Origin of the sequence: Tsukamurella paurometabola (genome assembly GCF_900631615.1) — a bacterium.
Taxonomy (GTDB): domain Bacteria; phylum Actinomycetota; class Actinomycetes; order Mycobacteriales; family Mycobacteriaceae; genus Tsukamurella; species Tsukamurella paurometabola_A.
Genome location: NZ_LR131273.1, coordinates 1,458,195 through 1,480,005, shown reverse-complemented (window position 1 = coordinate 1,480,005; position 21,811 = coordinate 1,458,195). Strand labels below are relative to the sequence as shown.

20 protein-coding genes and 1 tRNA gene are annotated in these 21,811 nt (G+C 69.9%); 11 read left to right on the top strand and 10 right to left on the bottom strand.

Annotated elements, in window-relative coordinates:
* The first annotated feature begins 207 nt into the window (after positions 1-207).
* The 5 genes from ELY19_RS07370 (at position 208) to ELY19_RS23405 (ending at position 3,954) form a co-directional block, all read left to right on the top strand.
* Complete coding sequence (locus ELY19_RS07370) at positions 208-1,560, top strand: hemolysin family protein (RefSeq protein ID WP_126195644.1); 1,353 nt, start codon at positions 208-210, stop codon at positions 1,558-1,560.
* The gene (locus ELY19_RS07365) at positions 1,553-2,539 is read left to right on the top strand and encodes a CNNM domain-containing protein (protein WP_126195643.1); all 987 of its coding nucleotides are present in this window, start codon (positions 1,553-1,555) and stop codon (positions 2,537-2,539) included. Before ELY19_RS07370 ends, ELY19_RS07365 begins: the two co-directional genes overlap by 8 nt.
* A gap of 165 nt (positions 2,540-2,704) precedes the next feature.
* Positions 2,705-2,917 (top strand): CbtB domain-containing protein, encoded by a 213-nt coding sequence (locus ELY19_RS07360; protein WP_126195642.1) that lies wholly within the window; start codon positions 2,705-2,707, stop codon positions 2,915-2,917.
* Between the two features lie 11 nt (positions 2,918-2,928).
* Positions 2,929-3,690 carry a CbtA family protein gene (locus tag ELY19_RS07355; protein WP_126195641.1) on the top strand — a complete coding sequence of 254 codons (762 nt, stop codon included), beginning with the start codon at positions 2,929-2,931 and terminating at the stop codon, positions 3,688-3,690.
* Between the two features lie 90 nt (positions 3,691-3,780).
* Positions 3,781-3,954, top strand: coding sequence for a hypothetical protein (locus ELY19_RS23405; protein ID WP_164711546.1), 174 nt, complete (start codon positions 3,781-3,783; stop codon positions 3,952-3,954).
* Between the two features lie 18 nt (positions 3,955-3,972).
* Here the strand turns inward: ELY19_RS23405 and ELY19_RS07350 are convergent, their stop codons facing one another.
* On the bottom strand, positions 3,973-4,494 hold the full coding sequence (locus ELY19_RS07350; RefSeq protein ID WP_126195640.1) for a hypothetical protein: 522 nt from the start codon (positions 4,492-4,494) through the stop codon (positions 3,973-3,975).
* A 103-nt stretch (positions 4,495-4,597) separates the two neighbouring features.
* Here ELY19_RS07350 and ELY19_RS07345 point away from each other — a divergent pair, with 103 nt between their 5' ends.
* The gene (locus tag ELY19_RS07345) at positions 4,598-5,131 is read left to right on the top strand and encodes a peptidylprolyl isomerase (RefSeq protein ID WP_126195639.1); all 534 of its coding nucleotides are present in this window, start codon (positions 4,598-4,600) and stop codon (positions 5,129-5,131) included.
* Positions 5,132-5,513: 382 nt separating this feature from the next.
* On the top strand, positions 5,514-6,002 hold the full coding sequence (locus tag ELY19_RS07340; protein WP_227966646.1) for a C40 family peptidase: 489 nt from the start codon (positions 5,514-5,516) through the stop codon (positions 6,000-6,002).
* Positions 6,003-6,006: 4 nt separating this feature from the next.
* On the opposite strand, the gene ELY19_RS07335 is transcribed toward ELY19_RS07340, so the two are convergent.
* Positions 6,007-6,411, bottom strand: coding sequence for a PH domain-containing protein (locus ELY19_RS07335; RefSeq protein ID WP_164711545.1), 405 nt, complete (start codon positions 6,409-6,411; stop codon positions 6,007-6,009).
* Positions 6,412-6,464: 53 nt separating this feature from the next.
* Positions 6,465-6,758: a cell division protein CrgA gene (gene crgA / locus ELY19_RS07330; protein WP_126195637.1), complete on the bottom strand. Its 294-nt coding sequence runs from the start codon at positions 6,756-6,758 to the stop codon at positions 6,465-6,467.
* 81 nt (positions 6,759-6,839) lie between these two features.
* Here crgA and ELY19_RS07325 point away from each other — a divergent pair, with 81 nt between their 5' ends.
* A complete protein-coding gene (locus ELY19_RS07325; protein ID WP_126195636.1) occupies positions 6,840-7,481 on the top strand; it encodes an aminodeoxychorismate/anthranilate synthase component II in 642 nt (213 codons plus the stop codon).
* A gap of 46 nt (positions 7,482-7,527) precedes the next feature.
* Here ELY19_RS07325 and pknB read toward each other — a convergent pair whose 3' ends face one another.
* The 7 genes from pknB to ELY19_RS07290 form a co-directional block, all read right to left on the bottom strand.
* Positions 7,528-9,522 carry a Stk1 family PASTA domain-containing Ser/Thr kinase gene (pknB, locus tag ELY19_RS07320; protein WP_126195635.1) on the bottom strand — a complete coding sequence of 665 codons (1,995 nt, stop codon included), beginning with the start codon at positions 9,520-9,522 and terminating at the stop codon, positions 7,528-7,530.
* Positions 9,523-9,540: 18 nt separating this feature from the next.
* Positions 9,541-10,983, bottom strand: a complete 1,443-nt coding sequence (locus tag ELY19_RS07315; protein WP_126195634.1) for a protein kinase domain-containing protein — start codon at positions 10,981-10,983, stop codon at positions 9,541-9,543.
* Positions 10,983-12,497, bottom strand: a complete 1,515-nt coding sequence (locus ELY19_RS07310) for a peptidoglycan D,D-transpeptidase FtsI family protein (protein ID WP_126195633.1) — start codon at positions 12,495-12,497, stop codon at positions 10,983-10,985. Before ELY19_RS07310 ends, ELY19_RS07315 begins: the two co-directional genes overlap by 1 nt.
* Positions 12,494-13,915 carry an FtsW/RodA/SpoVE family cell cycle protein gene (locus tag ELY19_RS07305; protein ID WP_197715997.1) on the bottom strand — a complete coding sequence of 474 codons (1,422 nt, stop codon included), beginning with the start codon at positions 13,913-13,915 and terminating at the stop codon, positions 12,494-12,496. Before ELY19_RS07305 ends, ELY19_RS07310 begins: the two co-directional genes overlap by 4 nt.
* Positions 13,912-15,357 (bottom strand): PP2C family protein-serine/threonine phosphatase, encoded by a 1,446-nt coding sequence (locus tag ELY19_RS07300; protein WP_126195632.1) that lies wholly within the window; start codon positions 15,355-15,357, stop codon positions 13,912-13,914. The genes ELY19_RS07305 and ELY19_RS07300 overlap by 4 nt, the downstream gene beginning before the upstream one ends.
* Positions 15,354-15,818, bottom strand: a complete 465-nt coding sequence (locus tag ELY19_RS07295) for an FHA domain-containing protein FhaB/FipA (protein WP_126195631.1) — start codon at positions 15,816-15,818, stop codon at positions 15,354-15,356. The genes ELY19_RS07300 and ELY19_RS07295 overlap by 4 nt, the downstream gene beginning before the upstream one ends.
* 97 nt (positions 15,819-15,915) lie before the next feature.
* Complete coding sequence (locus tag ELY19_RS07290) at positions 15,916-17,145, bottom strand: FhaA domain-containing protein (RefSeq protein WP_126195630.1); 1,230 nt, start codon at positions 17,143-17,145, stop codon at positions 15,916-15,918.
* Positions 17,146-17,357: 212 nt separating this feature from the next.
* On the opposite strand from ELY19_RS07290, the gene ELY19_RS07285 reads away from it, so the two are divergent.
* The 3 genes from ELY19_RS07285 to ELY19_RS07275 all read left to right on the top strand — a co-directional run bounded on the left by ELY19_RS07285 (position 17,358) and on the right by ELY19_RS07275 (position 21,555).
* Positions 17,358-17,440: transfer RNA gene (locus tag ELY19_RS07285), tRNA-Leu, on the top strand.
* 946 nt (positions 17,441-18,386) lie between these two features.
* Entirely contained in the window at positions 18,387-20,348 is a 1,962-nt protein-coding gene (locus tag ELY19_RS07280) for a hypothetical protein (protein WP_126195629.1), read from the top strand.
* Between the two features lie 41 nt (positions 20,349-20,389).
* Positions 20,390-21,555 (top strand): IS3 family transposase gene (locus ELY19_RS07275; RefSeq protein WP_126195119.1). Its coding sequence is split into 2 segments (ribosomal slippage): positions 20,390-20,674 and positions 20,677-21,555, totalling 1,164 coding nucleotides; the frame shifts between segments, so codons are not numbered across the junction.
* The last annotated feature ends 256 nt before the right edge of the window (positions 21,556-21,811 follow it).

Below are 21,811 nucleotides of genomic sequence, written 5' to 3'. Positions count from 1 at the left end.
GGTTTCCGGATCATCCGGGAACCGCCTTCGTCGTCTCCGCGGCACCCGCCACCTGCCGCGATGCCGGATCCGCGAACTTGACCTACTCTTTACTCAGTGACCTGCGACCCGGCAGGCCCGAGCACAGAGAGAATCGATGAGACGCGCCTCGCGCAAACGACGAAGACCCCGATCCACCGAGCCCGCGCCCCACCGAGGGGCCGCCGCGTGATCACCCTCCTCACGATCCTGGCCGGCATCCTCGTCGTCCTGGTCATCACCGCCTTCACCGGCTACTTCGTGGCCCAGGAATTCGCGTACATGGCCGTGGACCGCTCCCGGCTCAAGGCGCGCGCCGAAGCGGGGGACGAGTCGGCCGCCCGCGCCCTGCAGGTCACCCGCCGCACCTCCTTCATGCTCTCCGGCGCCCAGCTCGGCATCACGGTGACGGGCCTGCTCGTCGGTTACGTCGCCGAACCGATGATCGGCCAGGGCATCGGCACCCTCCTCGGCGGCACGGGCGTCCCCGCGGGCGTCGGCATCGCGATCGGTGCGGTCGTCGCCGTCGGCCTCTCGACCGTCGCGCAGATGGTGTTCGGCGAGCTCTTCCCCAAGAACCTCGCCATCGCCCGGCCCGAGCCCGTCGCCCGGCGGCTCGCGCTCTCCACGACGCTGTACCTCCGTGCCTTCGGCTGGCTGATCCGCTTCTTCGACCAGGCCTCCAACCTGCTGCTGCGCGCGGTGCGGATCGAGCCCGTGCACGACGTCGAGCACTCCGCGACCCCGCGCGATCTCGAGCACATCGTGGCCGCGTCGCGCGACGCCGGTGAGCTGCCGCGCGAACTCTCCACACTGCTCGACCGCATCCTGGACTTCCCCGGCCACACCGCCGAGCACGCCATGATCCCGCGCTCGCGGGTCGACGTGGCCCGCGCCGACGAACCCGCCGCGGCCGTGCTCGACCGCATGGCCCACGGGCACACCCGGTACCCCGTGGTCGGAGCGACGGCGGACGACCTCATCGGCGTCATCACGCTCCACGACCTGCTCGGCGACACCTCCGGCACGGCCCGCTCCCGCTGCCGGCCGGCGGTCGTCGTGCCGGGATCCATGCCGCTGCCCGCGGTGGTCGCGCAGCTCGCCGACGCCCGACAGGAGATGGCCCTCGTCATCGACGAGTACGGCGGCTTCGACGGCGTCGTGACCGTCGAGGACATCGCCGAGGAACTGGTCGGCGAGATCGACGACGAGCACGACGGCACCGACCCGGCGCCCGCCGTGCCCGACGGCGACGGCTGGCTGCTGCGCGGCGACGTGCACCTCGACGAGGTCGAGCGCCTACTCGACGTCGACCTCGAGCCCGGCGACGCCGAGACCCTCGGCGGCGCCGTCACCGCGCGGCTCGGCGCACTGCCCCGCCCCGGTGACGTCACCGACCTGCCCCTGCTCCCGGAGCCCGCGGCGATCGCCCCGGCCCGCCGGGCGCTCCGGGCCGAGGTGCGGACCGTCGAACGGCGGGTGCCGGCGGCCGTGCACCTGAGCCTGCACCCGGCCGGCGGGACGGAGGACGGCGATGAATGACCCCTGGGTGGTCGTGGCGATCACGGCCCTGCTGATCGCGGCCAGCGCCTTCTTCGTGGCCGTCGAGTTCTCGCTCATCGCCGCGCGCCGGCACCGCCTGGAGGACGAGGCCGCGCACAGCGCCTCCGCGCGGGCGGCGCTGCGCAGCTCCTCCGAGCTGTCGCTGCTCCTCGCGGGTTCGCAGCTGGGCATCACGGTGTGCACGCTGGCCCTCGGCGCCATCACCAAACCCGCCGTCGACGGGTGGCTCACGCCGCTGCTCGCGTCCACGGGCATGCCCGGCTGGATCGCCGACGTCGGCGGGTTCGTCCTCGCGCTGCTGATCGTGACGTTCCTGCACCTCGTCGTCGGGGAGATGGCGCCCAAGTCGTGGGCCATCGCGCACCCGGAGCGCTCGGCGATCCTCCTGGCCCTGCCGATGCGCGCGTTCATGGCGGTCACCCGGCCGCTGCTCGTCGTGCTCAACGAGGCCGCGAACGCCTGCCTGCGCCGCGTCGGCGTCACGCCCGTGAACGAGGTCGAGGCCGGGCAGGACCCCGCGGCGCTGCGGCACCTCGTCGAGCACTCGGCCACCGTCGGCGCGCTCGACGAGGAGCACTCCGGCCGCCTCACCAGCGCCCTCGAACTGGAGTCGCTGACCGTCGGCGACATCGCCCGCTGGGACGCCGCCCCGTCGTCGGTCCCCGGATCGGCGACGCCCGCCCAGGTGCGCGCCGCTGCGGATGCCACCGGCCACCTCCGGCAACTCGTCGACGACGGGGCCGGCGTCGTGCATGTGCGCGACTGCCTGCAGGCGGAGCCCGCGGCCACGGCCGCGGAACTGATGCGCCCGGTCCTCGTCCTCGACGCCGCGGAGCCCGCGTACGCGGCCCTCGCGACGATGCGGGAATCGCGCGCCCACCTCGCCGTCGTCCAGCGCGACGGTGCCCGGGCCGTGCTCACGCTGTCGGACCTGCTCGGCCGGCTGATGCCCGTCTGACGCCGACCCCCGGCCCGCGGGGTTACACTTCGCGGGCCGGATGCGGAATCCCTCGGGGAGCGGTCGCGCCACTGTGAAGCCAGACCCGCACCGGCAGGCCCGGGCGACCGGGCATCGTCGAATCCCCTACCCGGGCGCGAAACCCCGGACGAAGGAGCGCCGCTCATGGCGAACGCATCCACCACCGCACACGCCGGTGACCTCTCCCTGCACGTCTCCCGCCGGGCGGTGTGGCTCAGCGCCACCCTGATCCTGGCCGTGCTGGCCTACTACTTCATCGGCATCGACCAGGGCGCCGTCTCGGTGTTCGGGAACGACATGCACGTGCACGAGTTCTTCCACGACGCCCGGCACTTCCTGGGCTTCCCCTGCCACTGACCGGGGGAGACATGGAGAAGCACGTCATCGCCCGCGGCGCACTCGCCGGGGCGATCGGAGGACTGCTCGCGTTCGTCTTCGGCCGGATCCTCGTGGAGCCGATCATCGGCCGGGCCGTCGCCTTCGAGGACGCCCGGAACGCCGCCGAGCACGCCGGCATGCCCGGCATGGCGGGCATGGCCGAGGAGCCGGAACTGTTCACCCGCGCCGTCCAGCAGAACGTCGGGCTGGGGGCCGGGCTGATCCTGTTCGGCGTCGCCATGGGCGCGCTGTTCGGGGTGGCCTACTGCGTCGCGGCGCCGAAGCTGGCCCGGTGGACGCCGCGGGCCGTCGCGCTCGCGGTCGCCGGATCGCTGTTCGCCGGGGTCTACGCCCTGCCCTACCTGAAGTACCCGCCGAACCCGCCCGTCGTCGGCGATCCCGACACGATCCGCGAGCGCACCGGCGCGTACCTGCTCATGGTCGCGATCTGCCTCGGGCTCGTCGCGGCCGCCTGGGTCATCGGGCTCGCGGCGGTGCCGCGGGTCGGCGCGTACGGGGCGGCGCTGGCCGGCGGGGCCATCGTGGTCGGCGGCCTCGTCGTGGCCTGCCTGCTGCTGCCCGCGACGGTCGCGACGCCGAAGGGCTTCGACCCCGACGACCTGTACTGGTTCCGGACGTACTCGTTCCTCGCGCAGGCGATCCTGTGGAGCGCGATCGGTCTGATCGGCGGCGAGTCGGTGCACCGCCTGACGGTGCGCAGCGGATCCCGCGCGGTGCCCATCACCGTCTGAACGGGCCTCGGCGCGGTTCGGGGCCGGGTCGTCGCCGACACGCACGGAGCTCGGCTGCGAGACGACGCAGCGGCGGCATACCCTGGGGGTATGAACCGCCGCTGCGCTCTGTGCTGGGTGGCCGCGCTGATCTCGATCGTCGTCTCCGCCACCGTCCACTACCGCGGGGGCGGGAGCGGCGTCGACGGCCTGTTCTTCGTCATCGCGCTGGCCTGGGCCCTGCTCGCGATCCAGGCGCACCAGCCCACCGGCTGGCGGACCTAGCGGACCGCGGGCCCGGCGTCACTCGCCCTTCTTGCGCGGATCCTCCTCGGCGGGCGACTCGACGGCCGCGTCCTCGTCGCCCTCCTGCTCCTGCTCCAGTTCCTCGACGGCGGCCGGGGCGCTGTCGCCGGTGGCACCGCTGGCCGGGCGCACGCGGGGCGGCTCCGGCGCGACCGGCGGCGCCGACGGGGTGCGCAGCAGCTTGAAGGCGACGCCGCCCACCGCCAGCACCAGCGCGATGACCGCGCCGATCACGACCGGCCTGCGCCACCCCGGGCGGGACGGCGCACCGTCGAGCGAGACGGCCTGCTCGGGATCGACCTCGGCCGGGGAGATCCACGACCGCAGCAGGCCGTAGACGCCGGCGAGGACCTTCCCGGTGAGCGACAGGCTCAGGCCGGTCAGCGCGCGGGCGATGTTGGCGGGGCCCACGACGCTCTGGCCGAGGCCCGCGACGAGGCGCTGGACGTTCGAGGGGGCCGACGGCGCCGGGGCGGCGTCGGCGGCGGATGCGTCGTCGAGCAGAGGGGTGGTGGCCATCGGTGGCGTGATCCTTTCAGCGGACGAGAGTGCGTCGTTTCCACCGCCGATTCTTATCCGATCTTCACGGGTTCGCACTTGCAGAAAATGGCAGAATGGCGGTGTGACCAACTCCAACGCTACCGCCCACGTGACCCTGCACACCTCCGAAGGCGACATCCGTATCGCGCTCTTCGGCAATCACGCTCCCGTGACCGTGGCGAACTTCCTCGGCCTGGCCCAGGGCACCAAGGAATACACCACGACGAACGCTTCCGGTGGCACCTCCGGCCCGTTCTACGACGGCTCGATCTTCCACCGCGTCATCGACGGCTTCATGATTCAGGGCGGCGACCCGACCGGCACCGGTACCGGCGGCCCGGGCTACGACTTCGTCGACGAGTTCCACCCGGAGCTGCGCTTCGATCACCCGTACCTGCTGGCCATGGCGAACATCGGCCGCCCGGCGACGAACGGCTCGCAGTTCTTCATCACCGTCGGCAAGACGCCGCACCTGAACAACCGGCACACGATCTTCGGCGAGGTCGAGGACGAGGCCAGCCGCAAGGTGGTGGACGCGATCGGCAGCACGCAGACCGACCGCGCGGACCGTCCGGTCAAGGACATCACCATCAACTCCATCACCGTCGAGGAGTAGTCGCTCCGTCCTCGCGGAGACTGGCCCGGCCGGGTGTTCCCGGCCGGGTCGTCGCGTCTCCGGGGTCTCTCCGGGGTCGGTGGGGGTGATCCACCGGGAGGCGGAGCGGGCCGGAGGGAAGAATTTACTTCGCCTAACTCCTCCATCAACGTGGATCAGATTCTGTACGAAATTCTCGATAGCCCCACGATTCGTGTGAGCCCCGTCTCCATCGCCGCAGGTCGGTGAGCATCTTCACGGCCCATCGGGCGCTCACAGATGGACACCCGTCGTCCCGGCTTCGTAACGTTGCCGTGATCTTGCGGAGACCAAGGCGTGACCGTCACGTCGCTCCGCGGGAGTCGGGAGTACGACGAGAGTGTCCAGCGACAGTACGAAGACCATGACCGGCCGCAGCACCCGCCGCGGCACGATGCGCGCGGCGCTCGGGGCCGCGTCAGCCGTGATCGGAATCGTCGCCGCACCCGCCGTCGCGCAGGCCGCTCCCGCTCCCGCCCCGCAGGCGCCCGTCGCGCAGGCCGCCCACGCGGCGGGCCCCGACCGCTCGCCGGTCGTGCAGGCCGCCCTCACCCGCGTCGGCATGCCGTACTCCTACGGCGCCGCCGGGCCCAGCTCCTTCGACTGCTCGGGCCTCGTCTCCTGGGCCATGAACCAGGCCGGGGTCAGCGTGCCGCGCAGCAGCTACGCGCTGATGAGCGCCGGCACCCCCGTCTCGCAGGCGGAGCTCCGCCCCGGCGACGTGGTGATCACCAACGGCGGCGGTCACGCCGCGCTCTACATCGGCGGGGGACAGGTGGTCGAGGCCGTGACCTCGGGTGTGCCCGTGCGGGTGGCCGGTATCCGCGGCTTCGTCACCGCGCGCCGCTACTGAGCGTTCAGGAGGGCCGCAGGGCCTCGAGCTGCTCGGCCACGAGCGTCGGCGACTCGCCGAGCTCCCAGCGGCCGAGGAACAGCAGGTCGTCGCCGCGGGTCAGCTCGAGCAGCACCGACTCGCGGCCCCAGTGCCGCGTGCTGGTGCGCTTGATCTCCAGGCCGTCCCACGGGAAGGTCTTGCGGCCGAAGGCGCCGCGGTAGACGACCCCGGCACCGTCGGCGGACAGGCGCGGGCGCAGCACCAGCACCTGCGCCCCGAGGTAGATCAGGGCGAGCACGCCGATGCCGACGAGGACCATGCCGACGGGGTCCTTGATCGCCTGGAAGCCGATCGCCGCGGCGCCCAATAGGACGCCGGCGACGAGGAGCACGACGCCCACGCCGCGTGGGGCGCTCCAGTTATCCACAGGTTTATCCACAGCTGGGATGAATGACATCGATGTGATTTCGCTGGTCAGGGCTACTTCCACCACATCGTCATCAACAGGCCGGCGATCATGAGGCCGAAGCCGATGGCGAAGTTCCACGCCTCGAGGTTCGCCATCCACTCCAGCGGCTTGCCCGGCGCACCCATGCCGTTCGGGTCCGCGCCGACGTAGTACACGAGCAGCCAGGCCAGGCCGGCCAGCATGAGCGCCAGGAACGCGACCACGAACCACCGGCCCGACGGGGCGTTCACCTTGACGGGCGTCCGCGAATCCGTGGCGGTGTTGATCGTGTAATCGGTCTTCTTCCGGACCTTCGACTTCGGCATGGCTTCCTTCTACCAGGGTGCTGTTCACCTGCCAGGTTATCGGATGTACCGGCGCCACCCCACCCCGCTACGCTGGAGCACGTGCGGATCCTCGTCGTCGACAACTATGACAGCTTCGTGTTCAACCTGGTCCAGTACCTCGGCCAGCTGGGCGTGGAGGCGGACGTCTGGCGCAACGACGATCCGCGGCTGGATGATCCGGCCGCCGCGGCCGCGCAGTACGACGGCGTGCTGCTCAGCCCCGGCCCCGGCACCCCGCAGCGCGCCGGGCAGACGATGCCGATGGTCGAGGCCGCCCGCGCGGCCGGCTCGCCGCTGCTCGGCGTGTGCCTCGGGCACCAGGCCATCGGCGCCGTCTTCGGCGGGACCGTCGACCGCGCGCCCGAGCTGCTGCACGGCAAGACCTCGCTCGTGCACCACAACGGCCACGGCGTGCTCGCCGGCCTCCCGGACCCGTTCACCGCGACCCGCTATCACTCGCTGACCGTCCTCGAGCCGACGATCCCCGACGAGCTGGAGATCACCGGCCGCACCGACTCCGGCGTGGTGATGGCCTTCCGGCACCGCGAGCTGCCCATCCACGGCGTGCAGTTCCACCCCGAATCCGTGCTCACCGAGGGCGGCCACCGCATGCTCGCGAACTGGCTCGCCGTGTGCGGCTACCGGGTCCCCGAGGCGCGCGTCGCCGAGCTCGAGCAGGAGGTCGCCGCCGCGCTCGCCTGAGCGCCGCGCACCGTCGGCCCGCCCGGGCGGCCCCGCGCGACGGGGCTCAGGACCGCCGGACGTGCAGGACGATCGTCGCCGACGAATCGACCTGTGCCCCCACGGGGGGATCGGTCTTCCACACTTGGCCGCGGTCGAACAGCCCCGACGGGGCGTCGACGACGACCTTGATGTTCTCCGGCGAGAAGCCCGCCTGGATCAGCGCGGCGCGGGCCGCGTTCTGATCCTGGTTGATCACGTTGGGCATGGTGATCGGCTTGGCCTTCGCGACCTGGATGGTCACCGTGCTGCCCTTGTCCGCGGTCGACCCGCCCGTCGGGTTCTGGTTCACGACGGTGCCCACCGCGGCCGGGTTGTCGACCTGCTGGACGCGGACGTCGAAGCCGAGGCCCTTGAGGTTCGACGTGGCCTGCTCGACCTGCGTGCTGGTCACGTCCGGCACGCGCACCTGCTCCTTGCCGGAGCTGATCGTGAGCTGGATCGGGGTGTTCTGCGGGGTGTTCGCCCCGATCGCCGGGTTGGTCGAGATGACGTTGCCCTTGGCCACCGTCGGCGACGGGTCGTTCTTCACGTCCTTGGCGACCGTGAAGCCCGCCTTCTCGAGGATGTCGCGGGCCTCCTTCTCGGTCCGGTTCGCGACGTCCGGGACCGCGGCGATCTTCGGGCCCGTCGAGACCTGCAGGACCACCGTCGAGCCCTTCGCGACGCTCGCGTTCGGCCCGGGCAGCGTCGAGATGACGTGCTCGGCCGGAACCGTGTTGTCGGGCATGCGCTGCACCTCGACGGTGAAGCCCAGCTTCTGCAGCGCCACCTGGGCGTCCGCGGCGGGTGCGCCGATCTGCGAGGTCACGGTCGCGGTCTGCTCGCCGCCGCGGCTGTTGAGCAGGTACCAGGTGGTGCCGCCGACCAGTACCAGCGCGATCACCGCGGCCGAGAACAGCATGAGCAGCCTCGACCGGCTGCCCCGCTTCGGGGGCGACGAGTGGCGACGGCGGGCGGGTGCGTCCGCCGGGGCCGACGTGTCGACGATGGCCGTCGGCGGGTCGTCGTCGGCGGGTTCCGTACCGGAGGAGTTCGCGGCGCCGGCCGTGGCGGCCGCGGCGGCGACCGGCGCGGTCGCGCGACGGCGGGACTTCGCCGGCTCCGTGAGCAGCGCGTCGCGCTCCTCGTCGGAGAGCACCATCGGCGCCTCCGGCTTGCGGCCCGCGAGCACCCGGATCAGGTCCTGCCGCATCTCGCCGGCCGTCTGGTACCGGTTCGCGGGATTCTTCGACAGCGCCTTGAGCGTGATCGAATCGAGCTCCGGCGGCACCGTGTCCAGGATCGACGACGGCGTCGGCGGATCCTCGCGGACGTGCTGGTACGCCACGGAGACGGGCGAGTCACCGGTGAACGGCGGCTGCCCGGTGAGCAGCTCGAACAGGACGCAGCCCGCGGCGTAGACGTCCGAGCGGGCGTCCACCGAATCGCCGCGCGCCTGCTCCGGCGAGAGGTACTGCGCCGTGCCGATCACGGCCGCCGTCTGGGTCATTCCGGCCGACGGGTCGCTCATCGCCCGAGCGATGCCGAAGTCCATCACCTTGATCTCGCCCGCGCGGGTGAGCATCACGTTGGCGGGCTTCATGTCGCGGTGCACGATGCCGTTGCGGTGGCTGAAGTCCAGCGCCGCGCACACGTCCGCCATCCACGTCATCGCCGCCTGCGGGGCGATGGTCCCGTCGCGCCGCAACACGTCGCGCAGGGTCTCCCCGTCGACGTACTCCATCACGATGTACGGCAGCGGCCCCGACGAGGTCTGCGCCTCACCGGTGTCGTAGACCTGCACGATCGTCGGATGGTTCAGCGACGCCGCGTTCTGCGCCTCCCGGCGGAACCGCTCGTAGAAGCTGGGATCGCGGGCGAGGTCGGCGCGGAGGATCTTGATCGCGACGTCGCGCGACAGACGCGTATCCCGGGCCAGGTGCACCTCGGACATGCCACCGAACCCGAGCGTCTCGCCCAGGTCGTAGCGGTCGTTGATGCGACGCGGCGGGGTAGTCATCGGCTTGTCCGTTATCCGTTAGTTGTTGCAGGGGAGGGGGATCCCGAGGAAGCCGGTGCACGGCGGCTTCGTCGTCGGCTCACCCCCGGTGACCGGAGGATCCGTCGTGGTCGGCGGCGGAGTGGTCGTCGTGGGCTGCGGCGGCGGGGTGGTCGTCGTCGGGCGCGGAGGCGGCGGCGTCGTCGTGGGCTGCACCGTCGAGGTCTCCGTCACCGTGCGGGGCGGCTCCGTCGTCGTGCGGGGCGGAACCGGACGGGCCGCGGTCGAGGTACCCGTCGGCGGCGGCGCGACGGTGCCCGTGTCGGACGTGCTCGGCGTCGGCAGCGGGGTCTCGCTCCCGGTGTCCCGGGTCAGCATGTAGCCGCCGATGATCGCCACGGCCAACAGCAGCAGCGCCACGGAGATACCGAGGATCGTCTTCTGCGCCTTGGTCCAGCCGCCGCCGTCCGAGTAGGACGACGACGCGGCGGCACGCGGCGTGGGGCTCGAATTGCGGGAGACCGGCTGCGGACCCGGCCGGGACGCGGGCGGCACGATGGCCGTCGCCGCCGTCTCCGGGGCGCCCGTCGCGGCGGCGGCCGCCGCCGGGGCCGCACCGGTCCAGCCGCGCGGCATCGGCGGGCGCTGCCCCGCCTTGACCGCGGCCACGGCGTCGGCGAACTCGCCGCCGTTCGCGTACCGCTGCCGCGGATCCTTGCCCAGGGTCAGCGTGATGAGCTCGCGCACCGGTGCCGGCAGGTCGCCCGGCAGCGGCTCCGGCTGGTCCCGGATGTGCTTCATCGCGACGGTGATCGCACCGTCGCCCGAGAAGGGCCGCTTGCCGGCCAGGCACTCGTAGCCGACGACGCCGAGGGAGTAGACGTCGGAGGCGGCGGTGGCGTCTTCGCCGGAGGCCTGTTCGGGGGAGATGTACTGGGCGGTGCCCATGACCATGCCGGTCTTGGTGACGGGTGCGGCGTCGACGGCCTTGGCGATGCCGAAGTCGGTGATCTTCACCTGCCCGGTGGGGGTGATGAGGATGTTGCCGGGTTTGACGTCGCGGTGCACCAGGCCGGCGGTGTGGGCGACCTGGAGGGCGCGGCCGGTCTGTTCGAGGAGGTCGAGGGCCTGGGCCTGGCTGAGGTGGCCGAGGCGGCTCAGGACGGCGTTGAGGGGTTCGCCGTTGACGAGTTCCATGACGAGGTACGCCAGTGGTGCGCCGCCGGTCTGGTCGGCGGTCTCGCCGTAGTCGTAGACGCCGGCGATGCCGGGGTGGTTGAGGGCGGCGGTGGTGCGGGCCTCGTTGCGGAAGCGGGCGAGGAACTCCTGGTCCTCGGAGAATTCGGCTTTGAGCACCTTGACCGCCACGCGGCGGTCGAGCCGCGTGTCCATCGCCTCCCACACCTGGCCCATGCCACCGGTGGCGATGAGCCGGAGGAGTTCGTAGCGGTCGGCGATCACCGATCCGGTCTGCAGACTCATCAGTTCCCCTGCCCGTTCACCGCGGCGCCTATCACCGCTCGTCCGATCGGCGCTGCGAGCGACCCACCGGTCGCCGCCTCGCCTTGATTTCCACCGTTCTCAATGATGACCGCCACCGCTACCTTCGGGTCGTTCACCGGGCCGTACCCGATGTACCAGGCGTGCGGCGCCTCGCCGCCGCGCTGGCCCTGGGAGTGTTCCGCCGTACCGGTCTTCGAGGCGATCTGCACCCGGCCGCCCGAGCCCTTCGTGTGCTGCTCCGACGCGACCATCAGCTCCCGCATCTGCGCCGCGACCTGCGGCGAGATGGCCTGCCCCAGCCGCTTGGGCGAGGTGGTGCCGAAGGTCGTCAGGTCGGGAGCCTGGAAGGAGTCGACCAGGTAGGGCTGCATGCGCACGCCGCCGTTGGCGAGCGTCGCCGCGATCACCGCGTTCTGCAAGGGCGTCATCGCCACGTCGAGCTGGCCGATGGCCGACTGGCCCGTCTGGGCACCGTCGGACAGCGGGCCGGTCACCGACTGGGCGACCCGCAGCGGGATGGGGTCGGGCGTCGAGTTGACGCCGAAGTTGTTCGCCATCGCCTTGATCGCCTCGCCTCCGTCCTGCATCTTCGTCGTGGCCAGATCCACGAACGCGGTGTTGCACGAGTACTGAAACGCCTGCAACAGGCTGACGGTACCGCCCGACGATTCCGGGCACGTCATCCCCGCGTAGTTCGACAGTGTCGTGCCGCCGCCGCCCGGGAGGGTGATCTGCTTGTCGGCCGTCAGGCGGGTCGAGAGATCGATCCCCTTGCCCTGTGACAGGGCCGCCGCCGTGGTGATGACCTTGAACGTCGAGCCGGGTGGGTAGGTCCAGCCCGTCGCGCGGTTGTCCATCGGCTTGTCCTGGTCGTCCTTGAGCTGCTCCCACGCCTTGGTGACCGCGCTCGTGTCGTGCGAGGACAGCGGGTTCGGGTCGTAGCTGGGCGTCGAGACCATCGCGAGGATCTTGCCCGTCGCCGGCTCGATCGCGACGGCCGCGCCGTGGCACGGGCCGTTGGAGCCGCACGCCGTCGACAGCTTGTCGTACGCGATGCGCTGCATCTCCGGGTTGATCGTGGTGACGACGTTGCCGCCGCTCGGGTCGCGCCCGGACAGCAGGTCCACGACGCGGCGCCCGAACAGCCGGTCGTCGCTGCCGTTGAGCACCGACTCCTCGGCGTGCTCGAGGCCGCTGGAGCTGTAGATCATCGAGTAGTACCCGGTGAGCGGGGCGTACGCCCGCGCCATGTCCTGCGGGTAGGTGCGCAGGTACTTGTACCGGTCGTCGGTCTTGATCGACTGCGCCATGACCTGGCCGCCGGCCAGGATGGAGCCGCGCTGGCGCGCGTACTCGTCGAGGAGCACACGCTCGTTGCGGCTGTCGGAGCGCAGGTCGTCGGCGCGGAAGACCTGCACCCAGGTGGCGTTGGCGAGCAGCGCCACCACGAGCAGGACCACGACGAGGGAGATGCGGCGGATCGGTGCGTTCATACGCGCTTCACGATCTCGGTGGGCCGGTCGGGGACCGGCGCACCGGGCTTGCGGGCGACCTTGGGCTCGCGGGCCGCGTTGGAGATCCGCAGCAGCAGCGCGATGAGGGCGTAGTTCGTGAGCAGCGAGGAGCCGCCGTAGCTCATGAACGGCGTGGTCAGGCCGGTGAGCGGGATGAGCTTCGTGACGCCGCCTACGACCACGAAGAGCTGGATCGCCATCGTCGACGCCAGGCCGGCGGCCAGCAGCTTGCCGAAGCTGTCGCGCACCGTCAGGCTCGAGCGGAATCCGCGGAAGATCAGTACCAGGAACAGCATGAGTACGGCGGCGAGCCCGATGAGGCCGAGCTCCTCGCCGACCGCGGCCATGATGAAGTCGGTCGACGCGAACGGCACCATCGTGGGCCGGCCGGAGCCGAGGCCGGTGCCGGCGAGACCGCCCGTGGCCAGCGAGAACAGCGCCTGCGCGGGCTGGTAGCCGATGCTCTCGTAGGCGGCGAACGGGTCGCGCCACACCTCGACGCGCACGCGGAGGTGCGGGAAGAGCTGGTAGGCGGCGACGGCGCCGACGACCGCGAGGCTCAGGCCCACGACGATCCAGCCGATCCGCTCGGTGGCGATGTACACCATGGCGAGGACGGTGAAGAAGATGAGCAGCGGCGTGCCGAGGTCGTTGGCGTAGCCGAGCACGCCGAGCGCGACGACCCACACCAGCAGCAGCGGCGCGAGGTCGCGGGCGCGCGGCAGGTCGACGCCGAGCACGCGGCGGCCCGCGGAGGTGAACAGGTCGCGCTTGGAGACCAGGAACGCCGCGGTGAAGATGATGAGCAGGATCTTGCTGATCTCGCTCGGCTGAATGTTGAACAGCGGCGTCTTGATCCAGTTCTTGGAGCCGTTGATCTCCGACAGGCTCGACGGCAGCAGCGCCGGCAGCGCGAGGAAGACCACGCCGGCGAGGCCGATCGTGTACGCGTACTTCGACAGCGTCCGGTGATCGCGCAGCAGTGCCAGCACCGCGACCAGCACCGCGAGGCCCAGCAGGGTCCAGAGGATCTGCTGGTTGGCCTCCTGCGTCTGCGCGACGCGGCCGTTCTCGGCGTGCGCGTTGCCGAGGTCCAGGCGGTGGATCAGCACCAGGCCGAGGCCGTTGAGCATCGCCACCACCGGCAGGATGATCGGGTCGGCGTAGGGCGCGAACCGGCGCACCGCGTAGTGCGCCGCGCCGTAGAGCACGATGAACGCGAGGACGTACTTCGCGAGGTCCAGGGTCAGCCGCTGCTCCTGCGCCCACTCCACGAGCGCGAGCGAGGTCCCCGTCACCACCGTGGCGGCGACGAGCAGGACCAGCTCGTAGGTCCGGGAACGCCGGTTCGGGTCGAGCGCGATGCCCGAACCGGGAGTGCTGACGCCCGACGTCACGAGGGTCCTCCGCGGCAGGGGCGCTCCGGCGTCGACGTCTGCGTGACGACCTTGGTCACCGGGGCCGGCGGCGGCGCGAGCGTCTCCCCGGCGGGCGGGGCCACCGTGGTCGACGGTGCCGGGACGTTCGGGTCCTGCGGGGCCGGCGCGGGCGGCTCGATGACGGTGCTGATCGCGCACCGCTCCATGAGGTTGTCCCGGTCGGTGAGGTTGCGGGCCTGTTCGCGGGCGTCGTCGAGCGAGCTCGCGTACGGCAGGCCGGCCAGGTTGGCGCGGCCGCGCGGCGTCAGGTCGTCGACGGTGAGCGGCGTGCAGCCCTGCGCGGCGCGCGCCTCGCCGGTGGGAGCCTCCGCGATGCAGACGACCTCCTGCTGCGAGTTCAGGGCGCGCCCGAAGATCGAGACCTTCACGCCGTGCGAGATGGCGATCGTGCCCTTGTCCGTGGCCGCGACGAAGTAGCTCGAATTGACCACCGACCGGGTGACGACGAGCCCGATGGCGCCGCCGATGAGCAGCACCAGCAGCACGCCGAGGGCGATCCACTTGCGCCGCGAGCCGTTCGCGGGCTCGTCGTCGACGTCCGTCGCCACGACGCGGCGGGGCGCCTTCTTCGGCGGGCGCAGCGCGGCGGCCCGGCCGGCGGCGGTGTTGGCAGGCGGGACGTAGTCCTCGTCGTCGTCGTTCGCGGCGCCGCCGACGATCGGGCGGCTCTGCCCGAAGCTGGTGTCCTCGACGCGGGCCACCACGACGGTGACGTTGTCCGGGCCGCCGGACCGCAGCGCCAGCTCGATCAGCCGGTCGGCGGCGGCGCTCACGTCCTCGGCGGCGAGCTCGAGGGTGTCGCCGATGGTCTCGTCGCTGACCACGTCGGACAGGCCGTCGGAGCACAGCAGGTAGACGTCGCCCGCCTTGGCCTCGCGGAGGGTGAGGGTGGGCTCGACCTCGTGCCCGGTGAGGGCCTTCATGATGAGGGAGCGCTGCGGGTGCGTGTGCGCCTGCTCGGCGGTGATGCGGCCCTCGTCGACGAGGGTCTGGACGAAGGTGTCGTCCTTGGTGATGCGGGTGAGCTGGCCGTCGCGCAGCAGGTAGCCGCGGGAGTCGCCCACGTGGATCAGGCCCAGCTTGGAGCCGGCGAAGAGGATCGCGGTGAGCGTGGTGCCCATGCCGTCGAGCTCGGGGTCCTCGGCGACCTGCTCGGCGATGGTCTCGTTGCCGGCGACCATCGCCTCCTCGAGGGTGTCGAGGAGGTCGCCGCTGGGCTCGTCGTCGTCGAGCGGGGCGAGGGCGTTGATCATGAGCTGCGAGGCGACCTCGCCGGCGGCGTGTCCGCCCATGCCGTCGGCCAGTGCCAGCAGGCGCGCGCCCGCGTACACGGAGTCCTCGTTGTTGCTGCGGACGAGGCCCCGGTCGGAGCGGGCGGCGTATCGAAGGACGAGGCTCACGGGCGCAACTCGATCACTGTCTTGCCCACGCGCACCGGAGTGCCCAGCGGGACGCGGGTGGGAGTGGTGACCTTGTTGCGGGCCAGGTAGGTGCCGTTGGTGGAGCCGAGGTCCTCGACGTACCAGTCGTCACCGTCGCGGGACAGGCGCGCGTGCCTGGTCGACGCGTAGTCGTCGTTGAGCACGAGCGTCGAATCGTCGGCGCGGCCGATGAGGACGGGCTGCTGGCCGAGGGTGATGCGGGTGTTCGCGAGCGGGCCGTGGGTGACCACGAGGTACTTCGCGACCTTGCTGGTCCGGGAGAACAGGGCCCGACGGGGAGCCTTCGCCTCCTTCTGGCGGGGCCGCAGGCCCGACGCCATGCGCGCGTCCGAGCGCAACGCACTGATGACCAGCCAGATGCACAGCCACAGCAACAGGAGGAAGCCCGCACGGGTCAACTGCAACACGAGTCCCTGCACGGTCCCTCCCTCCTGGTCTCATCCGACGCACGCTCGTCCGGCGCCCGGCGTGCGGGCGCTGTTTACGGGTCTGCTTTCGCGTGCCCCGAAAAGAAATCTACTGGAAGCGGACCACGATGTCGGAGTGGCCGACGCGGATCCGGTCGCCGTCGGCGAGCTCCCAGTTGGAGACGGGCACGTCGTTGACCGAGGTGCCGTTGGTCGAGCCGAGGTCGTTGAGGACCGCAGCGTAGCCGTCCCAGCGGATCTCCACGTGCCGGCGCGAGACGCCCGTGTCGGGGAGACGGAACTGGGCGTCCTGGCCACGGCCGATCACATTGGTGCCCTCGCGCAGGGCGAAGGTGCGGTTGGAGCCGTCCTCCAGGTACAGGGTGACGGACTGCGGCTGGGCGTAGCCGCCCTGCGGCTGCTGGTACCCCTGGTCGTAGCCGGGCTGCTGGTAGCCCTGGTCGTAACCCTGCTGGCCGTACCCCTGGTCGTAGCCGGGCTGCTGGTACCCCTGCTCGTACGCCGGCTGCTGGTAGCCCTGCTGGCCGTACCCCTGGTCGTACGCGGGCTGCTGCTGGTAGCCCTGGTCGTAGCCGGGCTGCTGGTAGCCGCCCTGGTCGTAGGCGGGCTGCTGGTAGCCCTGGTCGTACGCCGGCTGCTGGTAGTTCTGCTGGCCGTAGTTCTGGTCGTACGCGGGCTGCTGCTGGTAGCCGCCCTGGTCGTAGGCGGGCTGCTGGTAGCCCTGGTCGTAGGCCGGCTGCTGGTAGTTCTGCTGGCCGTAGTTCTGGTCGTATCCGGGCTGCTGCTGACCGTAGTTCTGGTCGTACCCCGGCTGTTGCTGCTGCTGGTAGCCGCCCTGGTCGTACTGGCCGCCGTGCCGTCCCTGGTCGTATCCGGGATTGTTGCTCATCGAATCGGCTCCTGATTCTGCAGGTGGTCGCTGGGGTACAAGGTTCTGGGGGACTGCATCCGGATCCACGGTGCCGCGGGCCCGGAACTGGCCCGTGTGCAGGCCTGGTGACTGCTCGAAGTGCACGACCACGTCACCATAAGTCTGCCAGCCGTTGTCATGGATGTATTCGTCGAGGTGCTTCGAGAAGGCACGGATCGCGAGCTCGCGGTCCGCCTCGAAGGTCTCCTGATCGGTGGGGGAGACGGCGATGACGTACTTGTTGGGTACCAGGTACGCCCCGTCTCCGAGGGATTGCAGCTGATCCTCAGCCTCGCGTTGGAGAGCGGCCTCCACTTCCTGGGGGACCACCTTGCCGCCGAAGACGCGGGCGAAGCCGTCGCCCACCGCGCCCTCGAGCTTGCGCTCGAACCGCTGCAGGATTCCCATGGAACGACTTCCCCCTTCCTCAGCGTGTCGTGATGCATGTTCTGACCAATGATGATAGCCGCGATCGAGGCACGACGAAGTCAGCGTAACCCCATTGGTCCCAACTGTCCCTTTGGTAGCACGTACGACGGTGCCCCGGCAAGGCCGGAGCCCCAGGTCGCGGTCCGATTTCGCGGCGTGCGTCGTCTCGTGTTAATCTTCTCCGGTCGCTCGGGCGAGTGGCGGAATGGCAGACGCGCTGGCTTCAGGTGCCAGTGTCCTTCGGGACGTGGGGGTTCAAGTCCCCCTTCGCCCACAGCAGAGCAGTTCTATGAACTGCTGGACCCGAGGTCACGAACTCGAATGAGGTCGTGACCTCGGGTTTTCTGGTTTGTAGAGGCACTTTGGTTGGCTGGTGCCGCTGCTGGCGGCGGGGCTCCCGGATCTCGTTGTGCGATGGAAGTACAGGGTGCAGGCGAGGCCGGCACTCGCAGGCCGTGGCGGCCCTGCGGGACGCCAACGCGGCGGTCAGGCGCGCCCTGCAGGCGTGCCTTCCGATTCGAGCACGACACAGCGGCCGCCTCACCCATCCCTAGGGTGAGGGGCCGCTTTCGCCGCCTTCGGGTCGGATGGTGCCGCGTCACCCTCCTCGCCCCCGCCCGCGTCTTCGTTGTCGCCGGGGTCGGGGGATGCGTCGGCGGGTGTTCGCGGCTGCGTTGCGGCAGTTGTTTGCTGCGGCGGGTTCTCCTGCTGTGACGCAGGTCGCTGAGGAGGTGGGGGTCAGTGCCGGGACGGCTGTGGGGCGATCAGAACATCATGGCCCTGCTGATCACCCTGGCCGCGATGGTCCTCGGCCTCGGCTTCACCCTCGCGGCGCTCACATGAACAACCGCATGTACGCCACCCATCAGCGAGTCCCTTTCGGGCTGTTTTGCCGGGATATAGCGGAGGTCTATATCCCGGCATATCGGACACAAGGATATAGACCTCACCCCTATATCCACCACTTTCATAGCCCCCTACCTGCGAAAACATCGATGTCACGGGTTCAGGTACTTGACAAGTCTGCCGGGGCTGGTGAGGTTGAGCGCATCGCCCGGTTCGCGGGCACCTTTCCCCTCTTTCTTCCAGCCTTTCGGGGTTGGTCTGTGTTGTGGAAGTGAGTTGATGCTTTGATGGCCGGAGTACATGCGCGTAGCAATCCCGTCCCCAAGGCTGGTGGCGATCCTTCGCCGCCGCCTGGTGCCGGGCGGGAGAGTTCGGTGGCGCAGCAGCGTCTCCAAGGGCTGTTCCTGACGATCATCGGTGTGGCTGGCGTGTTCGGTGGGGTGCTGTTCGCGATTGAAGCCCCCAAGTACACGCCGGTGCCGGTCGTGTTCCTGTCCTTCTGGCTGGTGATGGTGATCGTCGGGCAGGTGCTCTTCGCCGGGCTGCGCAAACTCCGGGCCGCGGGTGTGGGGGCTCCGGCACCGGAGCAGGTGCGCGCCGCCGCCGCGGTCGCGGCGATTGTGGTCGCGGTCGGCATGATGGGCTTTGCAGCCACCACCGCCGGCACCGGTAGTGCGCAGGCGGCTCCGTGTCCCGGTGGTGGGCCCGCCACGTGTGGGCCGACACCCGGGCAGCCGGAGCTGACGTTTAGCCCGCCGGCCCAGGCGACTGCCCCCGGGCAGCAGGGCCAGCAAGGTGCTCAGCAGGGTAGCGACGGAATCGCGACTTCCCCCGCCGGTAGTGGCGGTGACAACGGCCCGGGTATCCAGGCGCAGACCCCCGATTTCGGTACCCCGGGGCAGCCGACACCGAACATTCCCGGCAACGAGCCCGACCAACCCGCCCAGCAACCCGCCCAGGGGCAGGGGCAGCAGCAGGGGAACCAGCAACAGCAGAACCCGGTGCAGACGACTGCCGCCGGCCGACCCCAGCAGGGACAGCAGACCGGCGAGCCGACCCAGTCCGGGCAGGCCTCCCCGTCACAGTCGACGGTGACCATCACGCAAACCCAGTCCGAGTGCCCCGCCCCCGCAGCTCCTGGCGCTGGTGGACCGGGCACACCCGGCAACGGGGGCGAAGCGAGCGGACCCGGCGCTGGCGGCCCTGACGGCGGTGACAGTAAGGACGGCGCTCCGTCGTGGGCGTATCTGGTCGGTGAGGTTACGGCGTTGATGACCGGACGGCGGGGTCGTAAGGCGGGGCCGTTGAACGCGGACGGCTCGGCCCCGACCAATGACACCGTTCCGGGTGATCTGGTTGAGGGGGAGAACTACAAGCAGTGGACCACCCCCGACGGGGACCGCACCTTCATCCTGTCCGAGAACGCCGACGCGCCGTCGAAATACCGGTTCAACCTCGACCAGCCCGAAGGCGGCTCCTCCAAGGTTAACGACGATGGCTCCGTCAGCGTGTTCGACCGTGACGGGAACCAGGTCAAACGCTTCGAAGCGCCGTGGGCGTATGACACCAAGACCGGGGAGAAGATCCCTACCCGTTACAGCGTCGACGGCGATGACCTGGTGCAGACCATCGACCGCCCCGAGGGCAACAACAACCCGATCCTCGCCGACCCCGATGAGACCAACGTCGGCATGATCAACACCACCGGCAGGCAGGACGGGGAATCGTGGACCGAGACCCGCCCCAACGGTGAGACCTTGACACACACCATCGTGCCCGGCAGCGGCGGGCAGTCCGTCGACACCCGGGCCACGCGTCCCGATGGCAGCTTCACCGACATCCGCACCGCCAGCGACGGACAAGGCGGCTGGCAAGCCTGGGCCGACAACAGCGACGGCAGCAGCAGCTACGCCGGCCAGGAAGGCGCAGGCGGAGACCACTACTCCCAGCGCTACGACGGATCCCCCCTCGACGGCCAAGCCCCACGAGTGACCTCCACCGGCAACGCCGACAACTCCCAAGGAACCATCACCGGCACCAACTACGACGGCACCCAATCCACCGGCGACTACAGCCGCACCGGAGACAATCAGTACGATCTGACCACGCAGAACCCGAACGGGAGCACCAGCAATATCCGATCGGAGATCGACCCGAACACCGGAAATCCGGTTACAGTCGTCGCCGACGATGATGGCGTCAAGATGACCACACCAGATGGCAAGGTAGTCCCAGCGATACCAACCCCCGACGGCGGATTCACCTGGGAGCCAGGGGCCAAAGATTACACTCTTGGATTCACCAACAGGGACTGCTGCACCGATAAGGACATCTGATCTGGCTTGCCCGCATAGGGTGGCCTGGAAGGATGACTATCGTGCCGAAGCCGTATCCGCAGGAGTTCCGTGATGACGTGGTCCGCGTGGCCCGTGAGCGCGAGTCGGGGGTGACGCTCGCCCAGATCGCGAAGGACTTCGGGATTCATGAGATGACGCTGCAGAAGTGGTTGCGCCGCGCGGATATCGATGACGGCCGCAGGCCGGGAACGACATCAACGGAATCGGTTGAGCTGCGTGAGCTGCGGAAGCGGAATCGCTTGCTGGAGCAGGAGAATGAGGTATTGCGGCGGGCGGCGGCGTATCTGTCGCAGGCGAATCTGCCGGGAAAAGGCTCTACCCGCTCGTGAAGGAGCTCGCCGCCGACGGCATTCCCGTGGCGGTGACGTGCCGGGTTCTCAAGCTCTCTCGTCCGCCGTACTACCGGTGGCTGACCGAGGCGGTCACCACGGCTGAACGAACCGAGGCCGTGCGGGCGAACGCGCTGTTCGATGCCCACCGTGATGACCCGGAGTTCGGGTATCGATTTCTCGCCGATGAGGCCGAAGCTGCTGGCCAGAGCATGAGTGCGCGGACGGCGTGGCGGATCTGCTCGGAGAACAGCTGGTGGTCAAGGTTCGGGAAGAAACGCGGCCGGAACGGGAAGAAACCCGGCCCGCCGGTGCACGACGACCTCGTCGAACGCGACTTCACCGCCGAATCTCCGAACCAGTTGTGGCTCAGCGATATCACCGAGCATTGGACTGACGAGGGCAAGGTCTACCTTTGCGCGATCAAGGACGCCTGCTCGGGGCGGATCGTCGGCTACAGTATCGACTCCCGCATGCAATCACGTCTCGCCGTCAGTGCGTTGAACAATGCGGTTGCCCGCCGTAGCCACGACGTCGCAGGTTGTATTGTGCACTCCGACAGAGGCTCTCAATTCCGGTCCCGCAAATTCGTGTCGGCGTTGAACCGACACCATCTGGTCGGATCGATGGGCAGAGTCGGCGCCGCCGGCGACAACGCCGCGATGGAGTCGTTCTTCGCACTGCTGCAGCGCAACGTCCTCGACCGGCAGCGATGGAGCACCCGCGAGCAACTCCGGATCGCGATCGTCACCTGGATCGAACGGACCTACCACCGCCGGCGCCGCCAGGCCCGCCTCGGCCGGTTGACGCCGATCGAATACGAGGCGATCATCAACACAGCCGCATCAGCGGCATGACACCGTAACTGTCTCTATCGGTGCAGCAGTCCCACACGACTGTAGGTGCGGGAAGTGAACTGCTACGACAGCAGTGGCTCAAAGCCATTGCCAACAGTCCCACTAGTCTCGACGCAAAGACTCTTCCCTGGATCAAGAACATCGATCTCGGCCCAGTTAAGGGCCTATCGCGAATGGGAGGTGTTGCCAGTCTAGTGACCCTTGCGCCAGCCATTTTTTCAGACATTCAAGACGGAAATGGCGTAAAAGAAGCTGT